The sequence below is a fragment of the Halovivax gelatinilyticus genome (genome assembly GCF_024300625.1).
GTDB lineage: Archaea > Halobacteriota > Halobacteria > Halobacteriales > Natrialbaceae > Halovivax > Halovivax gelatinilyticus.
Genome location: NZ_CP101322.1, coordinates 1,620,669 through 1,640,556, shown reverse-complemented (window position 1 = coordinate 1,640,556; position 19,888 = coordinate 1,620,669). Strand labels below are relative to the sequence as shown.

Here is a 19,888-nt window from a genome sequence, read left to right as displayed (position 1 = left end):
AATCGTCGCGTGACCGGCGGTGCGCAACTGTTTTACCCGCTCCGGCGCCAACTGCGCACAATGAGCGACCTCGAGCAGGAGTACCGTCTCGAGTACTTCGACGAGGAGGGATTCGAGCGGGTGGAGTGTGTCTCGTGTGGCGCGCACTTCTGGACGCGCGATCCGGAGCGAGAGACCTGCGGCGAACCGCCGTGTACGACATACGACTTCATCGACGATCCCGGCTTCGACGAGACGTACACGTTAGCGGAGATGCGAGAGGCGTTTCTCTCGTTCTTCGAAGACCACGACCACGAACGAATCGATCCCTACCCCGTCGCGGCGAACCGCTGGCGCGACGACGTCCTGCTGACCCAGGCGTCGATCTACGACTTTCAGCCCCTCGTTACGTCGGGCCAGACGCCGCCGCCGGCGAACCCCCTGACGATCAGCCAGCCGTGTATCCGAATGCAAGACATCGATAACGTGGGCAAAACGGGCCGACACACGATGGCCTTCGAGATGATGGCCCACCACGCGTTCAACGTCCGCGAGGACGTCGACGACCCCGACCAGTACGCCTTCGAAGGCGAGGTCTACTGGAAGGACCGCACGGTCGAACTCTGCGATGAATTTCTGGACTCGATCGGCGCCGACATCACCGAGGTCACCTACATCGAGGACCCGTGGGTCGGCGGCGGGAACGCCGGCCCCGCGATCGAGGTCATCTACAAGGGCCTCGAACTCGCGACGCTCGTCTTCATGTGCATGGAGGCAGACCCCGACGGCGAGTACGAACTCAAAGACGGCAACACCTACTCGTACATGGACACCTACGTCGTCGACACCGGCTACGGCCTCGAACGGTGGACCTGGATGAGCCAGGGAACGCCGACGATCTACGAGGCGATCTACCCCGAGATGATCGACTTCCTCAGGGAGAACGCGAATCTCACCTACACCGACGAGGAGGAGTCGCTCGTCGCCGACGCCGCCCGCCTCTCCGGAAACCTGGACATCGACGACGTCGACGACGTGGAGGCCGCGCGCGCAGAGATCGCCGCGGAACTCGACGTCGACGCGGACGAACTGCGCGAGCTGGTCGAGCCGCTGGAGACGATCTACGCGATCGCCGATCACTCCCGGACGCTCGCCTACATGCTCGGCGACGGTATCGTCCCCTCGAACGTCGCGACCGGCTACCTCGCCCGGATGGTCCTCCGGCGAACCAAGCGCCTCTGTGACACCGTCGGCGTCGACGCGCCGCTCGACGAACTCGTCGACATGCAGGCCGACCGACTCGGGTACGGAAACCGCGACACCGTTCGAGATATCGTCCGAACCGAGGTCGAAAAGTACCGGGAGACGCTCGAACGGGGCGGCCGACGCGTCGAGGATCTCGCGAGCGAGTACGCAGACCGCGACGAACCGATCCCGACCGAGGAGCTGATCGAACTCTACGACTCACACGGCATCCAGCCCGACATGGTCGCAGAGATCGCGAACGACCACGGGGCGACCGTCGACGTTCCCGACGACTTCTACGGGATGGTCGCCTCGCGACACGACGAGGACGTCGCCGGCGACGAGGGCGTCGGCGAGGCCGAAGCGCGCTTTGGCGACCTCCCGGAGACGGAAAAGCGCTACTACGACGACCAGGACCGAACGCAGTTCGAGGCGGTCGTCCTCGACGTCTTCGAGCGCGACGACGGCTACGACGTCGTCCTCGACGGGACGCTCTTTTACCCCGAAGGGGGCGGTCAGCCCGCCGATCACGGAAACCTCTCGTCCGACGAAACCACCGTCGAGGTGACCGACGTGCAGGAAGAAGCCGGCGTCGTCTTACACCGCGTCGACGGCGAACTCAGCAAGGGGGCGTTCGTCACCGGCAGAATCGACGCCGACCGCCGGCGCCGGCTCATGCGCCACCACACGGCGACCCACGTCGTCGGCCACGCCGCTCGCGAGGTGCTCGGCGAGCACATCCGCCAGGCCGGCGCCCAGAAGGGAACCGACGACGCTCGACTCGACGTTCGCCATTACGAACGCATCGGCCGCGAGCAGGTAGAAGCGATCGAACGCGTCGCGAACGACCTCGTGATGGCGAACGTGCCGGTCACCCAGGAGTGGCCCCACCGCAACGAGGCGGAAGCCGAACACGGGTTCGACCTCTACCAGGGCGGCATTCCGCCGGGGACGAACATCCGGCTGATCCACGTGGGCGCGGACGTTCAGGCCTGCGCCGGCACCCACGTCTCGCGAACCGGCGACATCGGCGCGATCAAGATCCGCCAGACCGAGCGCGTCCAGGACGGGGTCGAGCGACTCGTCTTCGCCGCCGGCGAGGCGGCGATCGAGGCCACACAGGCGACCGAAAACGCCCTCTACGAGGCGGCCGACGTGCTCGACGTCGATCCGCCGGACGTACCCGAGACGGCCGAGCGATTCTTCGAGGCCTGGAAGGATCGCGGCAAGCGCATCGACGAACTCGAATCGCAGCTCGCCGAGGCTCGCGCCGCCGGCGCCGACGACGCCGAGACGGTCGAAGTCGGCGAGACGACGGCCGTCGTCCAGCGCATCGACGCCGACGTCGACGAACTCAGAGCGACCGCGAGCGCGTTCGCCGAGGAAGAGAAGATCGCCGTCCTCGGCAGCGGGCTCGACAGCGCCCAGTTCATCGTCGCCGTCCCCGACGGCGCGGGCGTCAACGCGGGTGAAGTCGTCGGCGAACTCGCCGGGATGGTCGGCGGCGGCGGTGGCGGCCCGCCGGACTTCGCCCAGGGCGGCGGCCCGGACGTGGATGCACTCGACGACGCGCTCGAGGCGGCGCCCGAGGTACTGCGCCAGGTGCAGAACGCGTAAGACAGGTCGCGGCGCCGAATGTTCGACGGAAAATTGTGTCTCGTCTCACCGCGGGCGCGTCTCCGGATACTCGTGACCGAGCACCAGCGCGGCGACGTTGAGCGCGAGCAGGGCGACGAGCAGGCCGAATTGTGAAGTCGAATTAATACCCGTAATGAGGATCGGGACGTAGACGAGCGGTAACAGCGCGCCGGCCCAGAACGAGACGGTCGTGAGCGAGGACTGATTCATCGGTCAAACCGTTCCGATATATCCATCAGATGTTTCTCCGATTTCCGGCGTTTCACCGGATGAAAGAACGGAACGAGCCGGCCGTTCATCGGGGGCTATTCGCCGAGCGCGGGCGTCGGGTGCGTCGCTCATGATCGATCTCGTATGGGAGCTAGTACGACGCCGATATCGACAATAGTTAGCTCGTGATTACGAGGCCGTAGGACGGGCCTGTTCGGCGGTGAACGAGCGAGAGATCGAACCGCTGAGTCAGTATCCCCGCGGTGGGTCGGTCGGTCGTGCGCCGAGTTCGACCTCGACGGTCCGGCGCTCGCCGTCGCGGATGATCTCGAACTCGACGACGTCGCCGGGGCTGGTCTGCAACGCGAGCACGCGAGAGAGCGCGTGCTGATCGGCGATCGGTTCGCCCTCGAGACCCACGATGACGTCCCCGCCGACGGGGATCGGCTGGCCGTCCTCGATCACCTCGTCGGGGCTGCCTTGCAGGACGTTCGCCGCGTCGGTCTCGTCGTCGACATCGACGACGATGATGCCGGTCGCCTCGTCGAGATCGTTCGCCGTCGCGACCGCGGGGCCGACTTCGCGGAGGCCGATGCCGATGCGCGAGTGCTCGTACTCGCCGACTTCGATCAGCGACGGGATGACGCGACTCGCGAGCGCGGCGGAGATAGCGAAGCCGACGCCCTCAGCGATGCCGGCGTTGATGATGCCGACGATCTCACCGTCCATGTCGACGAGCGGGCCGCCGCTGTTTCCGGGGTTGACGCCCGCGTCCGTCTGGACGACGTTCGGGAGGTCGTAGTTCGCCGGCCCGGGCAGCGAGCGGTTGACCCCGCTGACGATCCCCCGAGACATCGACCCCTCGAGGCCGAACGGGTTGCCGATCGCAAGCACCTCCTGGCCGACGGTGGGGAGAACGTCGGAGAGCGACAGCGACTCGGCCACCTCCGGTCGGTGTGCAACGTCGAGGACGGCCAGGTCGCTGTAGACGTCGGTGCCGACGACCTCGGCGCGCGTCCAGTCGCCGTTGGTGTACTGGAGTTCGACCGTCTCGCCGTCCCAGACGACGTGTTCGTTGGTGATCAGGTAGTCGTCGAGGACGAACGCGGACCCCTGACCCTCGCCTTCGATGCCGGTCACGGGATCCTCGATCCCGCCGACGGTGACCATCGTCACCGAGTCGATGACCGACTCGTAGATCTCGGTGTAGACCGTTCCGTCGGCGCGCTCGTCGTAGTCGATCGCGCTCGGAAGCGTCGAATTACCCCGGCCGGCTCGGGGCTGCGAGCCGGGTTCCGCACAGCCCGCGACGGTCGCCAGCAGGCCGCCGCCGGCCGCGGCGAGAAAGGCGCGTCGCGAGCGATCCGAATCGTGCATACACAGACCACGTGGCCGAAGACCTTGAAAACGGTGATCCCGTGTGGGGTATTGACGGGATCGACAGCGGAGCGCTGACGGTCGCACCGAGGCAACGCGTTCGGATCGAGACGGAAGCTTGGAAATACTCAGATAAGATTCCAGTCCAAGCTGTGGCATCCTCCTCGCCGTAGTCGGAGAGGGACCGAAGGCCCCTCAAGCAGTCGGGCGTAGCCCGACGACGGCGGAGTCTAAAAATAGATGTTGGCATGGTCGGCCACCAACCCTACCTTTATTCTATTTGAGATAATTTGAAAGAAGTTTTTTTATTTCGTCATACTACCCGGATTGAAACTCTGATAGTGCCATCGGCTTGGATCCGAGCCGCAAAGCTTGCCCCAGAAGCGGGCGAGAAGGTTCGTTCCTCCGAGTCTTCGATATCTTGTGTATCGGTGCGGCTGACGGTCGCACGAATACGCGGATGATTACCCTCCTCGTCAGGTGTTGACGTAAACGGAAACGTGTGCGTTTCCGCTGCAGAGACGACGACCGTCTCATCGACCAGTCGCTCGGTGGTCGAGAGATCTTCGATGCGCACCTGGACTTCGTGTTCGGCGTCGAGGTGGCTAAAAAGGTGGAGATGCGGTTCGTACTGATCATCCGCCTCGTCGTCCGAGTGAAAACCGAGACATCCACCACTAACAAACGCTAGTGTCACAGTACTCGTCGCAAACCCGCGTCTCGTGAGTGTTGATCGGGTGAACGGAGTCATTCCTGAAGGGTGGGATTAGCAGGGTTCGCCTGGTTGACAGACAGGCGGTCCATCATCGTCGTAATACCCGTCACCCAACCATCGTACACCTTCCGATTCGGTGCAATTAGATACCGTACCAGTCCAATTTTTCGCTGAAGTCGAATCCTCACGACAGAATTTATTTGGCGTGCTGTTTCCTAATACAGAGGCCACGTTCGAAGCCATTATATTTGTAAAATTGTATCAGCGACCAGTCACTCTTGGCCGATTTTGAGGTCGATTTCAGCATCACTTTTTATGAAGGCCAAGAAACTCGCTGCCGATGTTGGCGCGAAGCCGTGAGTGACCGATTCTTCGACCGACGGATCGGAAACGAATCCGACGGTCGCGCTGATCTCTGGATGAATGTCGTCTTCATCCAGCGTTTCGGTGAAGTTTACCTGTTGGTTTTCGTCGTGGGGGACTGTCACCGTCTCAGATTCGAGGACGGTGTCAGTCGTCACATTTTCGACGGTGACCGATACCTCGTATGCCACTCCAGTATGATTTCCAAGATAAACATCTGACCGTATTGTGTCACCACCTTCATTATTTCTGCCTGATTCAAGGCAACCGCTCAGCACACTCGCTGCGCCGAACGAAACGAGGAGCTGGCGACGATTCTGGCGTTTAATCACAGCATTCGTATTTGTGAAGTGATTATATAATACTTGTTTATAGTGCCTTCTTATGTGATAGTAAGGTGGTCCGCCATCATCGTCATTGTAGTATTTGTTCCCCAAACATCGTGATCGGCAGACATATCTTAGAAGATTCGATTTGGCCGAGCTTGCGAAGGTGTAACAGCTGCCCTTCAGGACGAACGCAACGCGCCCAGCCGCGAGTCGAAATCGCGTCGGTGCAACCGACCCGCTACAACTACCGCTCGAAACCGACGACGCCCCGAATGGAAAGCGTGTTAGGGCCGCCGCCCCGACTACCGTCCAATGAGTCTCACGGATGCGGCGGCCGACCTGCTCGCGGGCGGCCCCGTCTGTGACGCCTGTCTCGGTCGGCCGTTCGCCGACCGGAGCTTCGGGCTGCGAAACGACGAACGGGGCCGGGCGCTGCGGACGACGCTGGCACTCGACGCGGACGAGCCCTACGAGCCGGTCGACCCCGCCGCGTGCTGGGTCTGTGAGGGCTACTGCGGGACGTACGACGCGATCGCCGACGCCGTCTGCGAGACGCTCGACGGCATCGACTTTGCGAGTTACCAGCTCGGCACGGTCGTTCCCCCGCTGGTCGAGGAGAACGACCGCCTGCTCCGCGAAGACGCCGGCCTGGAGCCCGACGCCGGCGAACCGCTAAAGCGCGAGGTCAACCGGGAAGTGGGTCGACGCGTCGGAACACGCACCGGCGTCGAGTTCGACCTCGAACGCCCCGACGTGCTCGCCGTGGTCGACCTCTCGGCGTTCGACCCGCTGGCCGTGCTCGAAGACGGCGAAGCCGTCACCACCCACGCCGTCGACCGGCAGATCAACCCGGCGTTCGTCTACGGGCGCTACCGCAAGATCGACCGCGACATTCCGCAGACGGAGTGGCCCTGCCGGGAGTGCGGCGGTAGCGGGAGCCAGCTTTCCGACGACGGCGAGGAACCCTGCGAGTACTGCGGCGGCTCGGGGTACCTCTACGACACCAGCATCGAGCAGGTCGTCCGTCCGCACGTCGTCGAGGCCATGGACGGCCGCGAGGGAACGTTCCACGGCGCCGGCAGAGAGGACGTCGACGCGCGCATGCTGGGGACCGGCCGACCGTTCGTCCTCGAGGTGAAACACCCCCGTCGCCGGACGCCCGACGTCGACGCGCTCGAAGCCGAGATCAACGAGGCCGCCGCGGGCGCCGTCGAAGTCGAGGGCCTTCGTCTCGCCACCCACGAGATGGTCGAACGCGTCAAGGAACACGACGCGAGCAAGCGCTATCGCGCGGCCGTTCGGTTCGACGAACCGGTCGCGGCCGACGATCTGGAGTCGGTCTTCGACGAACTCGAGGGGACGACCGTCGAGCAATACACGCCCCAGCGCGTCGATCACCGCCGGGCGGAGTTGACTCGCGAGCGGACCGTCTACGCGATCGACGGCGACCCCGGGATCGTCGACGAGATGGAAGACAGCGCGGACGAGAAACCGTCGGACCGCGATGCGGAGCGTGTGGCCACCGCCACGATCGAGATCCACGGCGCGGGCGGCCTCTACATCAAGGAGCTGATCAGCGGCGACGACGGCCGAACGGAACCGAGCGTGGCCGGTCTCCTCGACGTCGGTGCCGAGGTGCTCGCGCTCGACGTGCTCGCCGTCACGGGCGAGGACGAACCGTTCGAACGAGCCGAGTACTTCGAAGACGAGGGCGACCGGGAAGACGAACTGACGCCGGATGGGGAGTCCGAGTCGAACGACGAATCCGCGGCGAACGACGAAGCCGCATCGACGGAGGAGCGATCGCGATGAACGTCACGGATCGACAGCTCAAGGGCTTTTACCTGTTCGGCGTGGCGCTCAACACCGGCGCGCTGGTCTACTCGATCGACACCGGCGAGTACCTCTTCGCCGGGACGTTCGCGTTCATCCTGCTCTACCTCGGATTCCGGTACCGGATGGTCGCGCAGTCGTAGGTCGTGAGAGGCCGGTCGAGACGATGCATCACCGCGGCCGAAGCGGTGAGGTCCGCCTCGCTATCCAAATACGCGCATGCCGGAGAGAAAGTGGACGACGAGTACCCCGGCGTACACGATGAGCACGCCACGAATAACGCCGGCCAGCCGTCGCCGCTCCGGCGCCAGCAGTTCGGCGATTCCGCTCACCGTGAACAGGACCCCGAAGAGGATGGCGATGATCGACGCCCCCTCGGGTTGACGGCTGTAGAAGAGATACAGTGGGAAAAAGAGGAGACCGGCTCCGAGAGAAAACAATCCCTCTCGCCGTCCACCGGGTTCGCGAAAGAGGTGGCCTTTCAGACGCTGATACATACTGGGCAGAATAGTAGCCACAGTATTATCGTTTGTTATTTATGGGAAAATATAGCGAGTGTCGGGGTAGGTTCGAACCAGGGATCGTTTTTCCGCAGGCCTGAATCCGACCCGAAATATACGGCCGTACGTCGACGCCACCGGTCTGGGAGGGGGATCCGAGAGGTACGCTTTTGTGGGACCGCATCACAGTACAACCATGGGTGAGAAGGCAAACGACGGGCTGCTCACAGCGATAGGGAACGCTCTCTGTGAGGACGAAGACGTCGCGTTTGCCGTGCTGTTCGGTTCACAGCTCACCGGGGACGAACGCGCATCGTCCGATGTCGATGTCGCGGTCAAGTTCGAAGAGGGGTTGACAGCCACTGAACGGTTTCAAAAACGGTGTTTCCTCTCCGGATCACTTCAACGCGAGGACGGTCCATTCGTCGATATCACCGACATCGAAACGCTCCCGATCGACGTCGCTCACGATGCCGTTCGGGGTGAATTACTCTGCGGAGATCGCCACGATTTCGAACAGTTCAAAAAAGCGGTTCGAACGGACTTCGAGCGTCGACGAGAAGACATTCGTACCAACCAGCGGGCGGTGATCGACCGCATCGCCGAGGACGGACTACATGGCTGACGAACGGGTCGTCTCGACGAAACTCGAGCAAATCGAACAATATCACGACGAACTTCGAACGAAGCGACGAACGCTCTCGCGAGCGGAGTTTCTCGAATCAATAACCGAACAACGGGCCGTCGAACGGATGTTCGAGAACGCGATCCAAGCGTGTTCGGACCTGGCTCAACACGTTGCGACCCACGATTGTTCCTACGACGAAAGTGCGTCAAAAGGAGCAATCTTCGTTCTCGCGAGGAACGACGTTATCGAAGACGGTACGGCAGAGACGCTCATCTCCGCCGTCGGGTTCAGAAACGTTCTCGCACACGAATACGGGCTCGTCGATCCTGAAGTAGTCTACGAGACGCTCCAAACGGGATTAGCTGTCTACGAGGAGTTCAGCGAGCAGATCGCCCGATGGTACCGAGAGCAGTCCACCTCAAACTAACAGCAAGCGACGATCATCAATACTGCAAGTAGCGGACCGAACAACGGGTCGTTCGGAGATCGTCGACGATCCACTTCCATCGTGAGTCACAACGACTTTGTCCCGACGCAACGATCGCCAGCGCATGCCGTTCGGCGTCGACGAGGCGGGGAAGGGACCGGCGATCGGGCCGATGGTCGCGGCGGCCGTGTGGGCGGACGACCCGGCGCGGCTTCCCGAGGGGATCGCCGACTCGAAGGAGCTCACGCCGGCGAAGCGAGAGTCGCTCGCCGAGACGATGCGGGCCGGCGACGCGATCTGCGTTGGCGTCGGCGTAATCGAACCGGCGCGCATCGACGCCCCGGAGACGGACATGAACGGGCTGGCGGTCACCGCCCACGCCCGGGCGATCGAAGACGCGCTCGGAGAGACAGACGTGGCGAGTGAGACGGACGGCGACCTCCAGGGCGTCTGTGACGCCTGTGACACCGACGCCGATCGCTTCGCCCGGCGAGTGACCGACGACTGTTCGCTCCCGGTCTCGGTCGACGCCTCCCACGGCGCCGACGCAGACGACCCGCTCGTCGGCGCGGCGAGCGTCATCGCGAAGGTCGACCGCGACGCCCGCGTCGAACGCCTCGCGGCGCGCTACGCGGAGCGGGGGTACGACGACCTCGGTAGCGGCTATCCGAGCGACCCGAAGACGCGGTCGTTCCTCGAATCCTACGTCGCAGACCACGGCGAGTTGCCCGACGGCGCCCGCCGGTCGTGGGGTACCTGCCGAGACGTCCTGGCCGAGGCCGCACAGACCGGACTCGGCGAGTTCGCGAGCGAGTGACGGGGCCGCGCCGATGCAGGTACGTTTTTAGTACCGGCCTTCCCAGCCTGCACCATGAATCTCGAACCCGAGGAGTACGGCGCCTACTGGGGCGCGTCGATCCGGATCGCGATCGGGTTTCTCGTGGTCAGCTTCGGCACCTGGTTCGCCGGTCAGTTCCTCTCCCAGGGGCCGTTCGGCGCGCGAGCCCTCGGGGCCTTCCTGCTCGCCGGATTCGTCCTCGTCGGCACCTTCGTCGCCGTCCTCGGGTTCGCGCGGGTGGTTCGAACGGCCGTCGGGGCCGAACTTCGCGGCTGATCGAGCTACCAACGCCGGCCGCCGGGTTCGTCATCCTTTACCTCCTCCGATTCGAATCACGTTCAATGAGTGGTGTTCCCGACCGCGAGTCGGTACCGGAGGGGGATCGGTGGGCGATCGAGCGAATTTTCGACTCCGACCAGGCGTGGCGCGAGGCGTACGACGAAGCGGCCGAGCGCGTCGAGGCGTTCGAATCGTACGAGGGTCGAACGACCGAGAGCGCGAACCGCCTGCTCGAGGTGCTCTCGACGCGAGACGACGTGATGCGCCAGGTCCAGACCGTCTACACCTACGCCGGCATGCGCCGCGACGAGGACACGGCCGACCAGGACCGCCAGGCGATGGCCTCGCGCGCCGAGACGCTGATCTCGCAGGCGGCCTCAGCGATGGCGTTCATCGAACCGGAGCTCCAGGAGCTTTCGAGCGAGCAGTTCGAGACCTTCGTCGACGAGGAGCCCGACCTCGAGGTGTACCGCCAGCACGTCGACGACGTATTGCGCATGAAACCGCACACCCGCTCGCCGGAAGTCGAGGGGCTGCTCGCCGACCTCGGCGAGGTGACCGGCGCGCCGGGGAGCGTCTACTCGATGCTCGCGAACGCGGACATGACGTTCCCGACCGTCGAGGACGCCGACGGCGAGGCGGTCGAGATCACCCAGAGCAACGTCGTCAACCTGCTCAAACGGCCCGACCGCGAGTTCCGACAGACCGTGTACGAGGCGTACTTCGACGAGTGGGCGGCGGTCAGAAACACCGTCTCGACGGCCTACGCCAAGAGCGTGACCGCAGACGTCCGGCTCGCGCGGGCCAGAAACTACGAGACGGCCCGCGAGGCGTCGCTCCACGGGGCGAACATTCCCGTCGAGGTCTACGACACGCTCGTCGAGGCCGTCAACGACAATCTCGACGCGCTGCACCGCCACGCCGAGCTCAAACGGCGGGCGCTCGACGTCGACGAGCTGCGGATGTGGGACGTCTACATGCCGCTGACGGGCGGCGAGGGGCCCGACGTCTCCTACGAGGAGGCCTGCGGGCACGTGATCGAGGCCGTCGCCCCGCTCGGCGAGGCGTACCAGTCCCGACTCGCCGAGGGGCTCGACTCGCGCTGGGTCGACGTCTACGAGAACGAAGGCAAGCGCTCGGGCGCCTACTCCGGCGGCGCCTACGACACCGACCCGTACATCCTCATGAACTACCAGGACGACGTCGCCTCGATGTACACCCTGGCGCACGAGCTCGGCCACTCGCTTCACTCCGACTACGCCCGCGAGAATCAGCCGCCCGTCTACGCCGGCTACGAGCTGTTCGTCGCCGAAGTCGCGAGTACGGTCAACGAGGCGCTGCTCACCGAGCACCTCTTAGAAACCGTCGACGATCCCGACTTCCGCGTCCACGTCCTGAACGAGTTCGTCGAGCGAATCCGTTCGACGTTCTTCCGCCAGACGCTGTTCGCCGAGTTCGAACACCGCGTCCACGAACTGGAGGAGGCCAGCGAACCGCTGACCGCCGACCGACTCGACGAGGTGTACGGCGACCTCAAGGGCCGATATTACGAGCCCGCCACCCTCGACGACCGGATCGCCCGCGAGTGGATGCGCATCCCGCACTTCTACCGCGCGTTCTACGTCTACCAGTACGCGACCGGCATCTCCGCCGCGCTCGCCCTCGCCGACGACATCCTCACCGAAGGCGAGTCCGCCGCCGCGGACTACCGCGAGTTCCTCTCGCTCGGCTCTCGGAAGTACCCGCTCGAACTCCTGGAAGTCGCCGGCGTCGACATGCGCTCGTCGGAATCGATCGAGCGCGCCATCGGGCGCTACGGCGACCGACTCGACGAACTGGCCGAACTCGTAGCCTGACGCGAACGGCTTCGGCAACCCGACCAGGCCCCGCCCATCGGTTCAGCGAGAAAACGTCAACGAAATGTTTATTATTCCGTGGTGACGTGGTCGAATCATGGCCCCCGCCAGTAGCGACGGCCAGTCGCTATCCGCGCGTGTCTCTCAGGTGTCGCTCGTTCGGGCTGCAATCGGGGCCCACCAGCGGTGTTCGGTCAGCCGGTGGTCCCCGTGTTGAGCGCACACGAGCGGCTGCTCGCCGCGTTGAGTACGAACGCTGCCACCGAGGCTCCCTTCGACGAGGAGACTATCGCCTTGATCCTCGTCGCCTCGGTGATCGTCGGTCTGATCATCGCAATCGGCGCCGGCTACTGGGTGTACCGCGACGCCCAGAGTCGACCGAACAGCGAACTCGGTTGGGCGGTCGGCGTCGGTGTGACGGTGTTCGTTTTCCTTCCCCTGGGAATCCTCGCGCTCGTCGCCTACCTCCTGGTGCGCAGCGATCGAGGCCACGGCCAGCAGTCGAATGAACTGACGAGCGAACCGGAGTGGTGAGCGGTCGTGTCCGAGTCGCCGACGCCGCGTGAACGGCCGCCCGCTAGCGAGCGAGAGAGACGACCGAGCGACTGCCCGCGACGGCCGATCCGACGGTCGCTTCGACGCGTTCGATCGATCGCCCGGATGCAGGCGCGACAGGAGCGACGGCTCGAACACCGATCGCCCGTGCTTCGGCTGGTCCGACTCCTTGCCATCCTCGGCTTCGCCGTCGTGGTCGGCGTCGCTGCGCTTCTCTTCGGTCGCGGGCTCGCGGCCGGCGACCCGTTCGTCTCGATCGATCTCCTTCGCCTCGGCGTGCTGGCGCTGCTCGTCGCGGTCGGGTGGGACGCCGGAAAGCGAACGCTGACCAGAAACGAGCGGATCGAGACCGACCTGCTGCTCACGACCGTCCCCGGACGCGAGGTAGCGCTCGGCCTGTGCTGGTACGCATTGGGGCGGGCCGCGATGCGATCGGGACCGTCGATACTCGCCACCGCCATCGGGTTCGCCGTCGGGACGGGCTCGATCACGGGCGGTCTCACCGTCGCCGTCGCCGGCGGTGGACTCGTCGCGGTCGGCGTCATCGGCGGCGTCTGGGTCGCATTCGTCGCACTGTACGTCGGGACGCGCTCGCCGCGCGCCCGGCGGTACAAGAACCCGCTCGCGCTCGTCGGCGCGCTCGCGCTCGTTGGCGTCTGGATCGGGCTGATCGCCGGTTCGTTCGACGGGGCCGCGTCGACGGCCGACGTTCGGGTCGACGCGAGCGCCGTCGCCCCGACCTGGATCGTCGACCTCGCGTTCCTGGGGACGGCCGGCGCCGGAGACGCCTCACGCGGGCTCGCCGCCCTGGGCGCGCTCGCCGTGGCCGTCCCGGTCCTGGGCGGGCTCACCGTCTCGACGGCGACGCGAGTCTGGACGACCGATGCCGTCGAGTCGACCGCGCGGCGCGGGTCGCACCTGCGAATCGGGGAGGGACCGGCCGACCGACTGTTCGGCGCGTCCGTTTCCCGACCGACGCTGGCAGTCGCCAGAAAGCGCTGGCTTCAGGAGCGTCGAGTTCCCTACGGCGTGATGGTTGGACTCTACACGGTCATGTTCGTCCCGCTCGTCGTCGTTCCGTTCGTCACTGGCGGTCGAGTTCCACCAGTTATCCCCGTCTTCGCGGCTACCGTCTGCGCGCTGACCGCCGGGCTGGCGTTCGGTGTGGGCGTGATCAACGTCGAGTATCCCGGCCTGCCCGGGACGCTCACCGCTACCACCGCCACCCACTTCGTCGGCGGGACCGTCCTCGCCGGGAGCGCCGTCGGAATTCCCGCGACGGCCCTCGCGGCGATCCTCACCGGCGTCGCCGGCCCGATCGGGGCGGTCGAGACGGCGGTCGTCGCGGCGATGGGCGCGACGCTGTGTCTCTTCAGCGTCTGCGTGGCCACGCTCGTCGGCCTGACCGTCCCCTACGACGCCCACCAGCCCGTCGGACTTCCCTACACGGACGCGACGGTCTACACGGAGGTCGGCACGATGGGGTTCGTCCGGATGGGAGCCGTGCTGGTCGCCGTGGCCTCGGTCGCGCTCGTCCCGATCGTCGTCTACTCGCCGTTCGTGTTCGAGCCGATCGGAACCGCCACCGGCCTCCCCGATTCCGTGGTTCGGATGGGATCGCTCCTGGCCGCGACGGGTCTCGCGCTGGGGCTGTCTCGACTCGCCTACGATCGCTCGCTCCGCCGCTACGGGCGATATCGACTCGAAGAGTGACCCACGACTATGACGGAGACACCACCGATACTCACGACGGACGGACTGACCAAGCGCTTCGGATCGACCGTGGCCGTCGGCGACCTCGATCTCACGATCGACGCCGGGACCATCTACGGCTTTCTCGGCCCGAACGGGGCCGGCAAGACGACCACGATCCGGTTGCTCACCGGCCTCACGAACCCAACGAGCGGCACCGGGACGATCGCCGGCCAACCGATCACCGATCGGGCGGCGATCGTTCCTCACATCGGGTACCTCCCCGAAACGCCGCCGCTGTACAACGAACTCACCGGCCGCGAGCAGCTCGAGTATCACGGCGGCCTGCGCGATATGGACCCCGACGCGATACGCGAACGGCTCGAACACCTGTTCGACCGACTCGGCCTCTCCGAGGCGGCCGACGATCGCATCGGGACGTACTCGAAGGGAATGCGAAAGAAGACGGGCCTGATTCAAGCGCTCATGCACGAGCCAGACGTCGTTATCCTCGACGAACCGATCAGCGGACTCGATCCGCGAGCCGCCCGAACCGTCAGCGAACTCCTCGTCGAATACGCCGAGGGCGGATCGACCGTGTTCTACTCGACGCACGTCCTTTCGGTCGTCGACCAGCTGGCTTCGACGGTCGGCATCCTCTACAACGGCGAACTGGTCGCCGAGGGCGAGCCGAAAGCGCTCGTCGGTCGGATGGAATCCGACGGGGACGGTACGCTCGAAGACGTCTTTCTCGCCGTGACGACGGACGACGAACCCTTCGACGAAGTCTCCGCGTGACGACCGAACCGCGAGACGAACACACGCCACTCCGGAACGAGAATCTACCGCGCCCGGGCCTACTCCCACCCGCTACCCAAAGGCACATTTACGCCGACCGATTATCCACTGTTCGACAGAATGGCCCGAAGTCCGTCGCTGCCCGACCGACCCAGTCGAGAGATCGATCCGAACCTCCCCGACGAAGAGCGGCTCGACGCCCTTCGGTCGCACTACGAGGAACTCATCGACGTCCAGACCAGGCTCGCAGACCAGCTCGAAACGGCCGAGCAACGACGCGAAGAACTCACAGACCGCGTCGATTACGCCGAGCGAGAGAACGCGTCGCTCAAGAGTTCACCCCTGTACATCGCGAGCGTCGAGGAGTGTATCGAAACCGAGGTCGTCGTTAAACAGCACGGCAACAACCAGGAAGTCCTGACGGAGGTCTCCCCGCGGATGGCCGACCGGATCGAGCCCGGCGATCGCGTCGGCGTCGACGACTCGTTCGGCCTCCAGACGCTGCTCTCGGCGGAGACGGACGCCCGCGCCCAGGCGATGGAGATCACCGAAAAACCGACCGTCACCTACGACGACATCGGCGGCATCGACGAGCAGGTCCGCGAGGTGCGAGAGGCCGTCGAGCAACCGCTCGCCGAACCCGAGAAATTCGAAGCAGTCGGCATCGAACCGCCCGGCGGCGTCTTGCTGTACGGTCCGCCGGGGACGGGAAAGACGATGCTGGCGAAAGCGGTCGCCAACAAGACCGACGCGACGTTCATCAAGATGGCCGGCTCCGAACTCGTCCGGAAGTTCATCGGCGAGGGCTCGCGACTCGTCCGCGACCTCTTCGAACTCGCGCGCGAACGCGAACCCGCCATCATCTTCATCGACGAGATCGACGCCGTCGCCGCGACGCGGACCGAGTCGAAGACCTCCGGCGACGCCGAGGTCCAGCGAACCATGATGCAGCTGCTTTCGGAGATGGACGGCTTCGAAAACCGGGGCGAGATCCGCATCATCGCCGCCACCAACCGGTTCGACATGCTCGATCGCGCCATCCTCCGCCCGGGGCGCTTCGATCGGCTCATCGAGGTGCCCGAACCCGACGTCGAGGGGCGTGAGCGCATCTTCGAAATCCACACCGCGACCCTCTCGACCGCCGAAGCCGTCGACTGTGCGGCGCTCGCCGCCGAAACCGAGGGCTACTCCGGCGCAGAGATCGAGAGCGTCACCACCGAAGCCGGCATGTTCGCCATCCGCGACGGCCGAACCGACGTCACCATGGCCGACTTCGAGGCCGCGATCGAAAAGATCGAAGACGACGACGCCGGCGATATCGTCTCGTCTGCGAACTACTTCTACCGGTAGCGTCGATCAGCCCTCCGCTCGAGTGGACTGGACAGACGCGAGAGTCGTCCGCACGCGAATCACAACGCCTTACGCCGTCCGGCCCCGAACGCCGACAATGAGCACGATCAGGGTCGTCTGGGGCGCGGCGACCGGGCCGACGGAGATGTCGGCCTACGACGCCGCACTCGCCGAGGCGGGTATCGAGAACTACAACCTCGTGTCGGTCTCGTCGGTGATTCCGGCTGACGTCCCCGTCGAGGCGGTCGGAACCGCACCGGATCTCGGTCCCGCCGGGTCGCGACTGACCGTCGTCGAAGGGCGCGCGAAGGCGGCCGGCCCGACGAGCGTGAGCGCCGGGGTCGGCTGGGTCGAATCGGTCGACGGCGGGCCGGGGCTGTTCTACGAGGCCGCCGGCGAAATCGAGCCGGGAGACGTCGAACGGCGGATTCGCGAGGGGCTCGCCGCCGGGAGCGAGTTGCGAGACTGGAATCTCGGCGAACCCAGCGTCCACGTCGAACGAGCCAGCGCCGACGTCGGTGAGTACGCGGCGGCCGTCGTGGCCGCCGTCTACGGCGAGGGCGAGCCGATCGTCTGACGGCCGATTCGGTGGAGAGAGCCAAACGCTTTTCACCGGCCACCACGTTGAGTCGGTACCGACTTTCTCATGAATGGCAATACTCCGTACGCGGGCCGCCCGGGAACGACGCAGGCCGGCCACCGATCCGTCGACGACGTCGAGGAGGTGACGCCCGGACAGCGTCGCGTCCTCCGGCGCGACGTCTCCCGCGTCGCCGCGCGCACCCGTGACTTTCTGCCCGACGAGTACGTCGTCGACAGCGACATTTCCCAGGGCGTCGCCGGTCCGCAGGTGACCGTCGCGGTCCAGCCGCCGATCGGCCATCCCGTCAGCGCCGGGTTCGCACCCGACCTGGAGCCGGTAGAGGAGGCCGACTCGGTCATCGACGACGACGAGTGTGACGAGGTGGCGAGAGGACTCGCCGCCAGCGCCGCCCTCCAGGTCAAGCAGGCGATGGGGGACGACATCACGCCGACGGCTCGCTGACGCGCCGTTGTCCGCAGTATCGAGACGCTACTCGGTCGATTTAATTCGTTGCCAGCCGACCGTGCCGCCGACGAACGCGGCGACGAGTGCGACGACGAACGCGATGAAGTACCAGACCGAGACTCGGTCACCCGAGAGAACGGCATCCGAGACGACGATAAACCCCGCGAGAAGACTCACCAGAACGAGCAGCCCCACGACGCCGAAGCGGCTGTCGAACTGGCGCCAGACGGTATCCATGCCACTTCGATGCGAGCGGTAGCACAAAACGATTCTGGCGAGCGGACAGTTCGTCGACAGGAATCGAGAGACAATCGTCACTTATAGCCGAACTGCGCCGGGCCCGGACGACTACTTGCCCCAGAACGGGTCGCGTTTGCGGTGTCGTTCGAGGTACATGTTGAGCGCCTCGCGCTCGTCGCCGGGTATCTCTTCGGCGAGTTCTTGCTCTAGGATCTTCGCGTGCTTTTCGGGGAGTTCGATCCAGAGTTCCTCGTCTTCGTGAATCTGTCGGCCGACGGTGGGGCCGTCGATGGCGACGGAGACGCGGTTGCCGGCGCGAGCCTCGTCGACGTCCTCGCCCTGTTCCTGGATCCCCTTGAGTTCGCCGACGCGCTTGGTGTCGTTACCCTCGAAACGGACGACGTACTCGTTCTTCTTGAGCGTCCCCGCGTTGACCTCGACGCCGACGACGGCGGGATCGTTCTGGCGGAAAACGTGATCCGGGAGGATGCGAAAGCGGGCGGGTCGGCTGATGTTCTCTAAGACGGTGTCCTGCTGGGCGCGTTCGATCTCTTCGACGTAGGTCTCGTACTCGTCGACGAGCTGGTAGATGACGTCGTCGGTGAAGAGGTCGACGTCGTCGATGTCGGCACGATGGGAAGCGTCGTCCAGGACGTCGACGTTGAATCCGAGGATGACGCGCTGTTTCGGATCCTCGGCCGTCGAGGCGACCGAGACGTCCCGCGGGGCAACGTCGCCGACCTCGGCGCGGACGATGGGGATCTCCGCTTCGCCGAGCGCGTCGGCCATCGCCTCCAGGCTGCCGAGGGTGTCGGCCTTGACGACGACGCCCTGCTCTTCGGTGTCGACGGCGATGTTCGCGAGTTCGGCTTCCACCTCGTCGACGACGTGGTTCAGGTCGCGGTCGCGGACGACGCGAACCGGCGCGCCGGCCATCGCCTCTGAGAGGTCGGGCGCGGCGACCTTGATACCGGCGGCGGCGCCGACCTCGTCGACCTGCTCGAATCGGCTCTCGGTGCGTATCTCGGCGAGCGGACGCGGCTGGAGCAGGGCGCGGACGTCGGTGACGATCGGGTCGGTCGTGCCGCCGACGACGATCGTATCGTCGGTCCGGATCGTCCCGTCGTAGAGGACGGTGTCGATCGTCGTCCCGAATCCCTTCTCGTCTTTGACCTCGAGGACCGTCCCGACACCGGGTCCGGAGACGTCGATCTCCATTGCCTCGCGCATGTAGCGCTGGGAGAGACCCATCATCACCGTCAGCAGGTCGGGAACGCCCTCGCCGGTCATCGCCGAGACGGGAACGACGCCGACGTTGCGCTGGAAGTGCTGGACCCGCCAGTAGAGGTCGGCCGAAAATCCTTCGTCGGAGAGTTCGCCGATGATCTCGTAGAGGCGCTGGTCGACGTCGCCCCGGGCGCGGTCGGATTGATTCTCGTACGTTTCCTGAATCGGGGCGTCCTCGGTCGGGTTCCAGCCGGGAACGGTGTCGATCTTGTTCGCGGCGACGATAAATGGCGTCTCCGATCGTTTCAGGATGTCCAGCGCTTCGATCGTCTGGGGCTGAAAGCCGTCGTTGACGTCGACGACGAGGATGGCGATGTCCGCCAGCGCGCCGCCGCGCGAGCGCAGCGTCGTGAACGAGTGGTGTCCGGGCGTATCGATGAACAGCAAGCCGGGAAGATCGAAGTCGTTCGGGTCGACCAGCTCGCCGGCGATGCCGGAGATGACGTCGAGCGGGACGGCCGTCGCGCCGATGTGCTGGGTGATCGCGCCGGCTTCGCCCTCGATCACCGCCGAGCCGCGGATCTGGTCGAGCAGGCTGGTCTTGCCGTGATCGACGTGGCCCAGGACGGCGACGATCGGCGTCCGAAGCGACGTGTTTTCGGGGTCGTCAGTATCTGTATTCGACATGCGAACCACCAGAGAAGCTCTTGGTCGAGAGTCCCCGGGCCGACAGTTAAACCCATCGTCCCTGGCTCGGGTGG

The 19,888-nt window shown here is 65.2% G+C and carries 21 protein-coding genes; 14 read left to right on the top strand and 7 right to left on the bottom strand.

All coding sequences use genetic code 11. The annotated features are described in order from the left end of the window. Positions 1-60 precede the first annotated feature (60 nt). Complete coding sequence (alaS, locus tag NKH31_RS07950; protein ID WP_254864598.1) at positions 61-2,841, top strand: alanine--tRNA ligase; 2,781 nt, start codon at positions 61-63, stop codon at positions 2,839-2,841. A gap of 45 nt (positions 2,842-2,886) precedes the next feature. On the opposite strand, the gene NKH31_RS07945 is transcribed toward alaS, so the two are convergent. The 4 genes from NKH31_RS07945 to NKH31_RS07930 all read right to left on the bottom strand — a co-directional run bounded on the left by NKH31_RS07945 (position 2,887) and on the right by NKH31_RS07930 (position 5,859). After that, complete coding sequence (locus tag NKH31_RS07945) at positions 2,887-3,072, bottom strand: DUF8028 family protein (protein ID WP_254864597.1); 186 nt, start codon at positions 3,070-3,072, stop codon at positions 2,887-2,889. Positions 3,073-3,321: 249 nt separating this feature from the next. Further along, complete coding sequence (locus tag NKH31_RS07940; protein ID WP_254864596.1) at positions 3,322-4,449, bottom strand: S1C family serine protease; 1,128 nt, start codon at positions 4,447-4,449, stop codon at positions 3,322-3,324. A 313-nt stretch (positions 4,450-4,762) separates the two neighbouring features. Continuing rightward, positions 4,763-5,026, bottom strand: coding sequence for a hypothetical protein (locus NKH31_RS07935; protein ID WP_254864595.1), 264 nt, complete (start codon positions 5,024-5,026; stop codon positions 4,763-4,765). A gap of 410 nt (positions 5,027-5,436) precedes the next feature. Then, on the bottom strand, positions 5,437-5,859 hold the full coding sequence (locus NKH31_RS07930; protein ID WP_254864594.1) for a hypothetical protein: 423 nt from the start codon (positions 5,857-5,859) through the stop codon (positions 5,437-5,439). Between the two features lie 309 nt (positions 5,860-6,168). On the opposite strand from NKH31_RS07930, the gene NKH31_RS07925 reads away from it, so the two are divergent. Then, complete coding sequence (locus NKH31_RS07925; protein WP_254864593.1) at positions 6,169-7,668, top strand: tRNA pseudouridine(54/55) synthase Pus10; 1,500 nt, start codon at positions 6,169-6,171, stop codon at positions 7,666-7,668. Continuing rightward, on the top strand, positions 7,665-7,832 hold the full coding sequence (locus NKH31_RS07920) for a hypothetical protein (protein ID WP_254864592.1): 168 nt from the start codon (positions 7,665-7,667) through the stop codon (positions 7,830-7,832). Before NKH31_RS07925 ends, NKH31_RS07920 begins: the two co-directional genes overlap by 4 nt. Before the next feature lie 60 nt (positions 7,833-7,892). Here the strand turns inward: NKH31_RS07920 and NKH31_RS07915 are convergent, their stop codons facing one another. After that, a complete protein-coding gene (locus NKH31_RS07915) occupies positions 7,893-8,186 on the bottom strand; it encodes a DUF8011 family protein (RefSeq protein WP_254864591.1) in 294 nt (97 codons plus the stop codon). Positions 8,187-8,385: 199 nt separating this feature from the next. Between NKH31_RS07915 and mntA the strand changes: the two genes are divergently transcribed. The 11 genes from mntA (at position 8,386) to NKH31_RS07860 (ending at position 17,657) form a co-directional block, all read left to right on the top strand. Further along, entirely contained in the window at positions 8,386-8,814 is a 429-nt protein-coding gene (gene mntA, locus NKH31_RS07910; RefSeq protein ID WP_254864590.1) for a type VII toxin-antitoxin system MntA family adenylyltransferase antitoxin, read from the top strand. Further along, positions 8,807-9,244 (top strand): type VII toxin-antitoxin system HepT family RNase toxin, encoded by a 438-nt coding sequence (gene hepT / locus NKH31_RS07905; RefSeq protein WP_254864589.1) that lies wholly within the window; start codon positions 8,807-8,809, stop codon positions 9,242-9,244. Before mntA ends, hepT begins: the two co-directional genes overlap by 8 nt. Positions 9,245-9,368: 124 nt before the next feature. After that, complete coding sequence (rnhB, locus tag NKH31_RS07900; RefSeq protein WP_254864588.1) at positions 9,369-10,061, top strand: ribonuclease HII; 693 nt, start codon at positions 9,369-9,371, stop codon at positions 10,059-10,061. A 54-nt stretch (positions 10,062-10,115) separates the two neighbouring features. Then, complete coding sequence (locus tag NKH31_RS07895; protein ID WP_254864587.1) at positions 10,116-10,358, top strand: hypothetical protein; 243 nt, start codon at positions 10,116-10,118, stop codon at positions 10,356-10,358. Between the two features lie 65 nt (positions 10,359-10,423). After that, positions 10,424-12,217, top strand: a complete 1,794-nt coding sequence (gene pepF / locus NKH31_RS07890) for an oligoendopeptidase F (RefSeq protein ID WP_254864586.1) — start codon at positions 10,424-10,426, stop codon at positions 12,215-12,217. Between the two features lie 210 nt (positions 12,218-12,427). Further along, on the top strand, positions 12,428-12,751 hold the full coding sequence (locus tag NKH31_RS07885) for a hypothetical protein (RefSeq protein ID WP_254864585.1): 324 nt from the start codon (positions 12,428-12,430) through the stop codon (positions 12,749-12,751). Positions 12,752-12,757: 6 nt separating this feature from the next. Beyond that, a complete protein-coding gene (locus NKH31_RS07880; protein ID WP_254864584.1) occupies positions 12,758-14,485 on the top strand; it encodes a hypothetical protein in 1,728 nt (575 codons plus the stop codon). A 9-nt stretch (positions 14,486-14,494) separates the two neighbouring features. Continuing rightward, on the top strand, positions 14,495-15,262 hold the full coding sequence (locus tag NKH31_RS07875; protein WP_254864583.1) for an ABC transporter ATP-binding protein: 768 nt from the start codon (positions 14,495-14,497) through the stop codon (positions 15,260-15,262). Between the two features lie 120 nt (positions 15,263-15,382). Further along, positions 15,383-16,612, top strand: a complete 1,230-nt coding sequence (pan2, locus tag NKH31_RS07870) for a proteasome-activating nucleotidase Pan2 (protein ID WP_254864582.1) — start codon at positions 15,383-15,385, stop codon at positions 16,610-16,612. A gap of 97 nt (positions 16,613-16,709) precedes the next feature. Next, a complete protein-coding gene (locus NKH31_RS07865; RefSeq protein ID WP_254864581.1) occupies positions 16,710-17,189 on the top strand; it encodes a pyruvoyl-dependent arginine decarboxylase in 480 nt (159 codons plus the stop codon). A 69-nt stretch (positions 17,190-17,258) separates the two neighbouring features. Further along, positions 17,259-17,657, top strand: coding sequence for a DUF5811 family protein (locus NKH31_RS07860; RefSeq protein WP_254864580.1), 399 nt, complete (start codon positions 17,259-17,261; stop codon positions 17,655-17,657). A gap of 27 nt (positions 17,658-17,684) precedes the next feature. Here the strand turns inward: NKH31_RS07860 and NKH31_RS07855 are convergent, their stop codons facing one another. Then, complete coding sequence (locus NKH31_RS07855) at positions 17,685-17,897, bottom strand: hypothetical protein (RefSeq protein WP_254864579.1); 213 nt, start codon at positions 17,895-17,897, stop codon at positions 17,685-17,687. A 111-nt stretch (positions 17,898-18,008) separates the two neighbouring features. Next, the gene (infB, locus tag NKH31_RS07850; protein WP_254864578.1) at positions 18,009-19,814 is read right to left on the bottom strand and encodes a translation initiation factor IF-2; all 1,806 of its coding nucleotides are present in this window, start codon (positions 19,812-19,814) and stop codon (positions 18,009-18,011) included. Positions 19,815-19,888 lie beyond the last annotated feature (74 nt).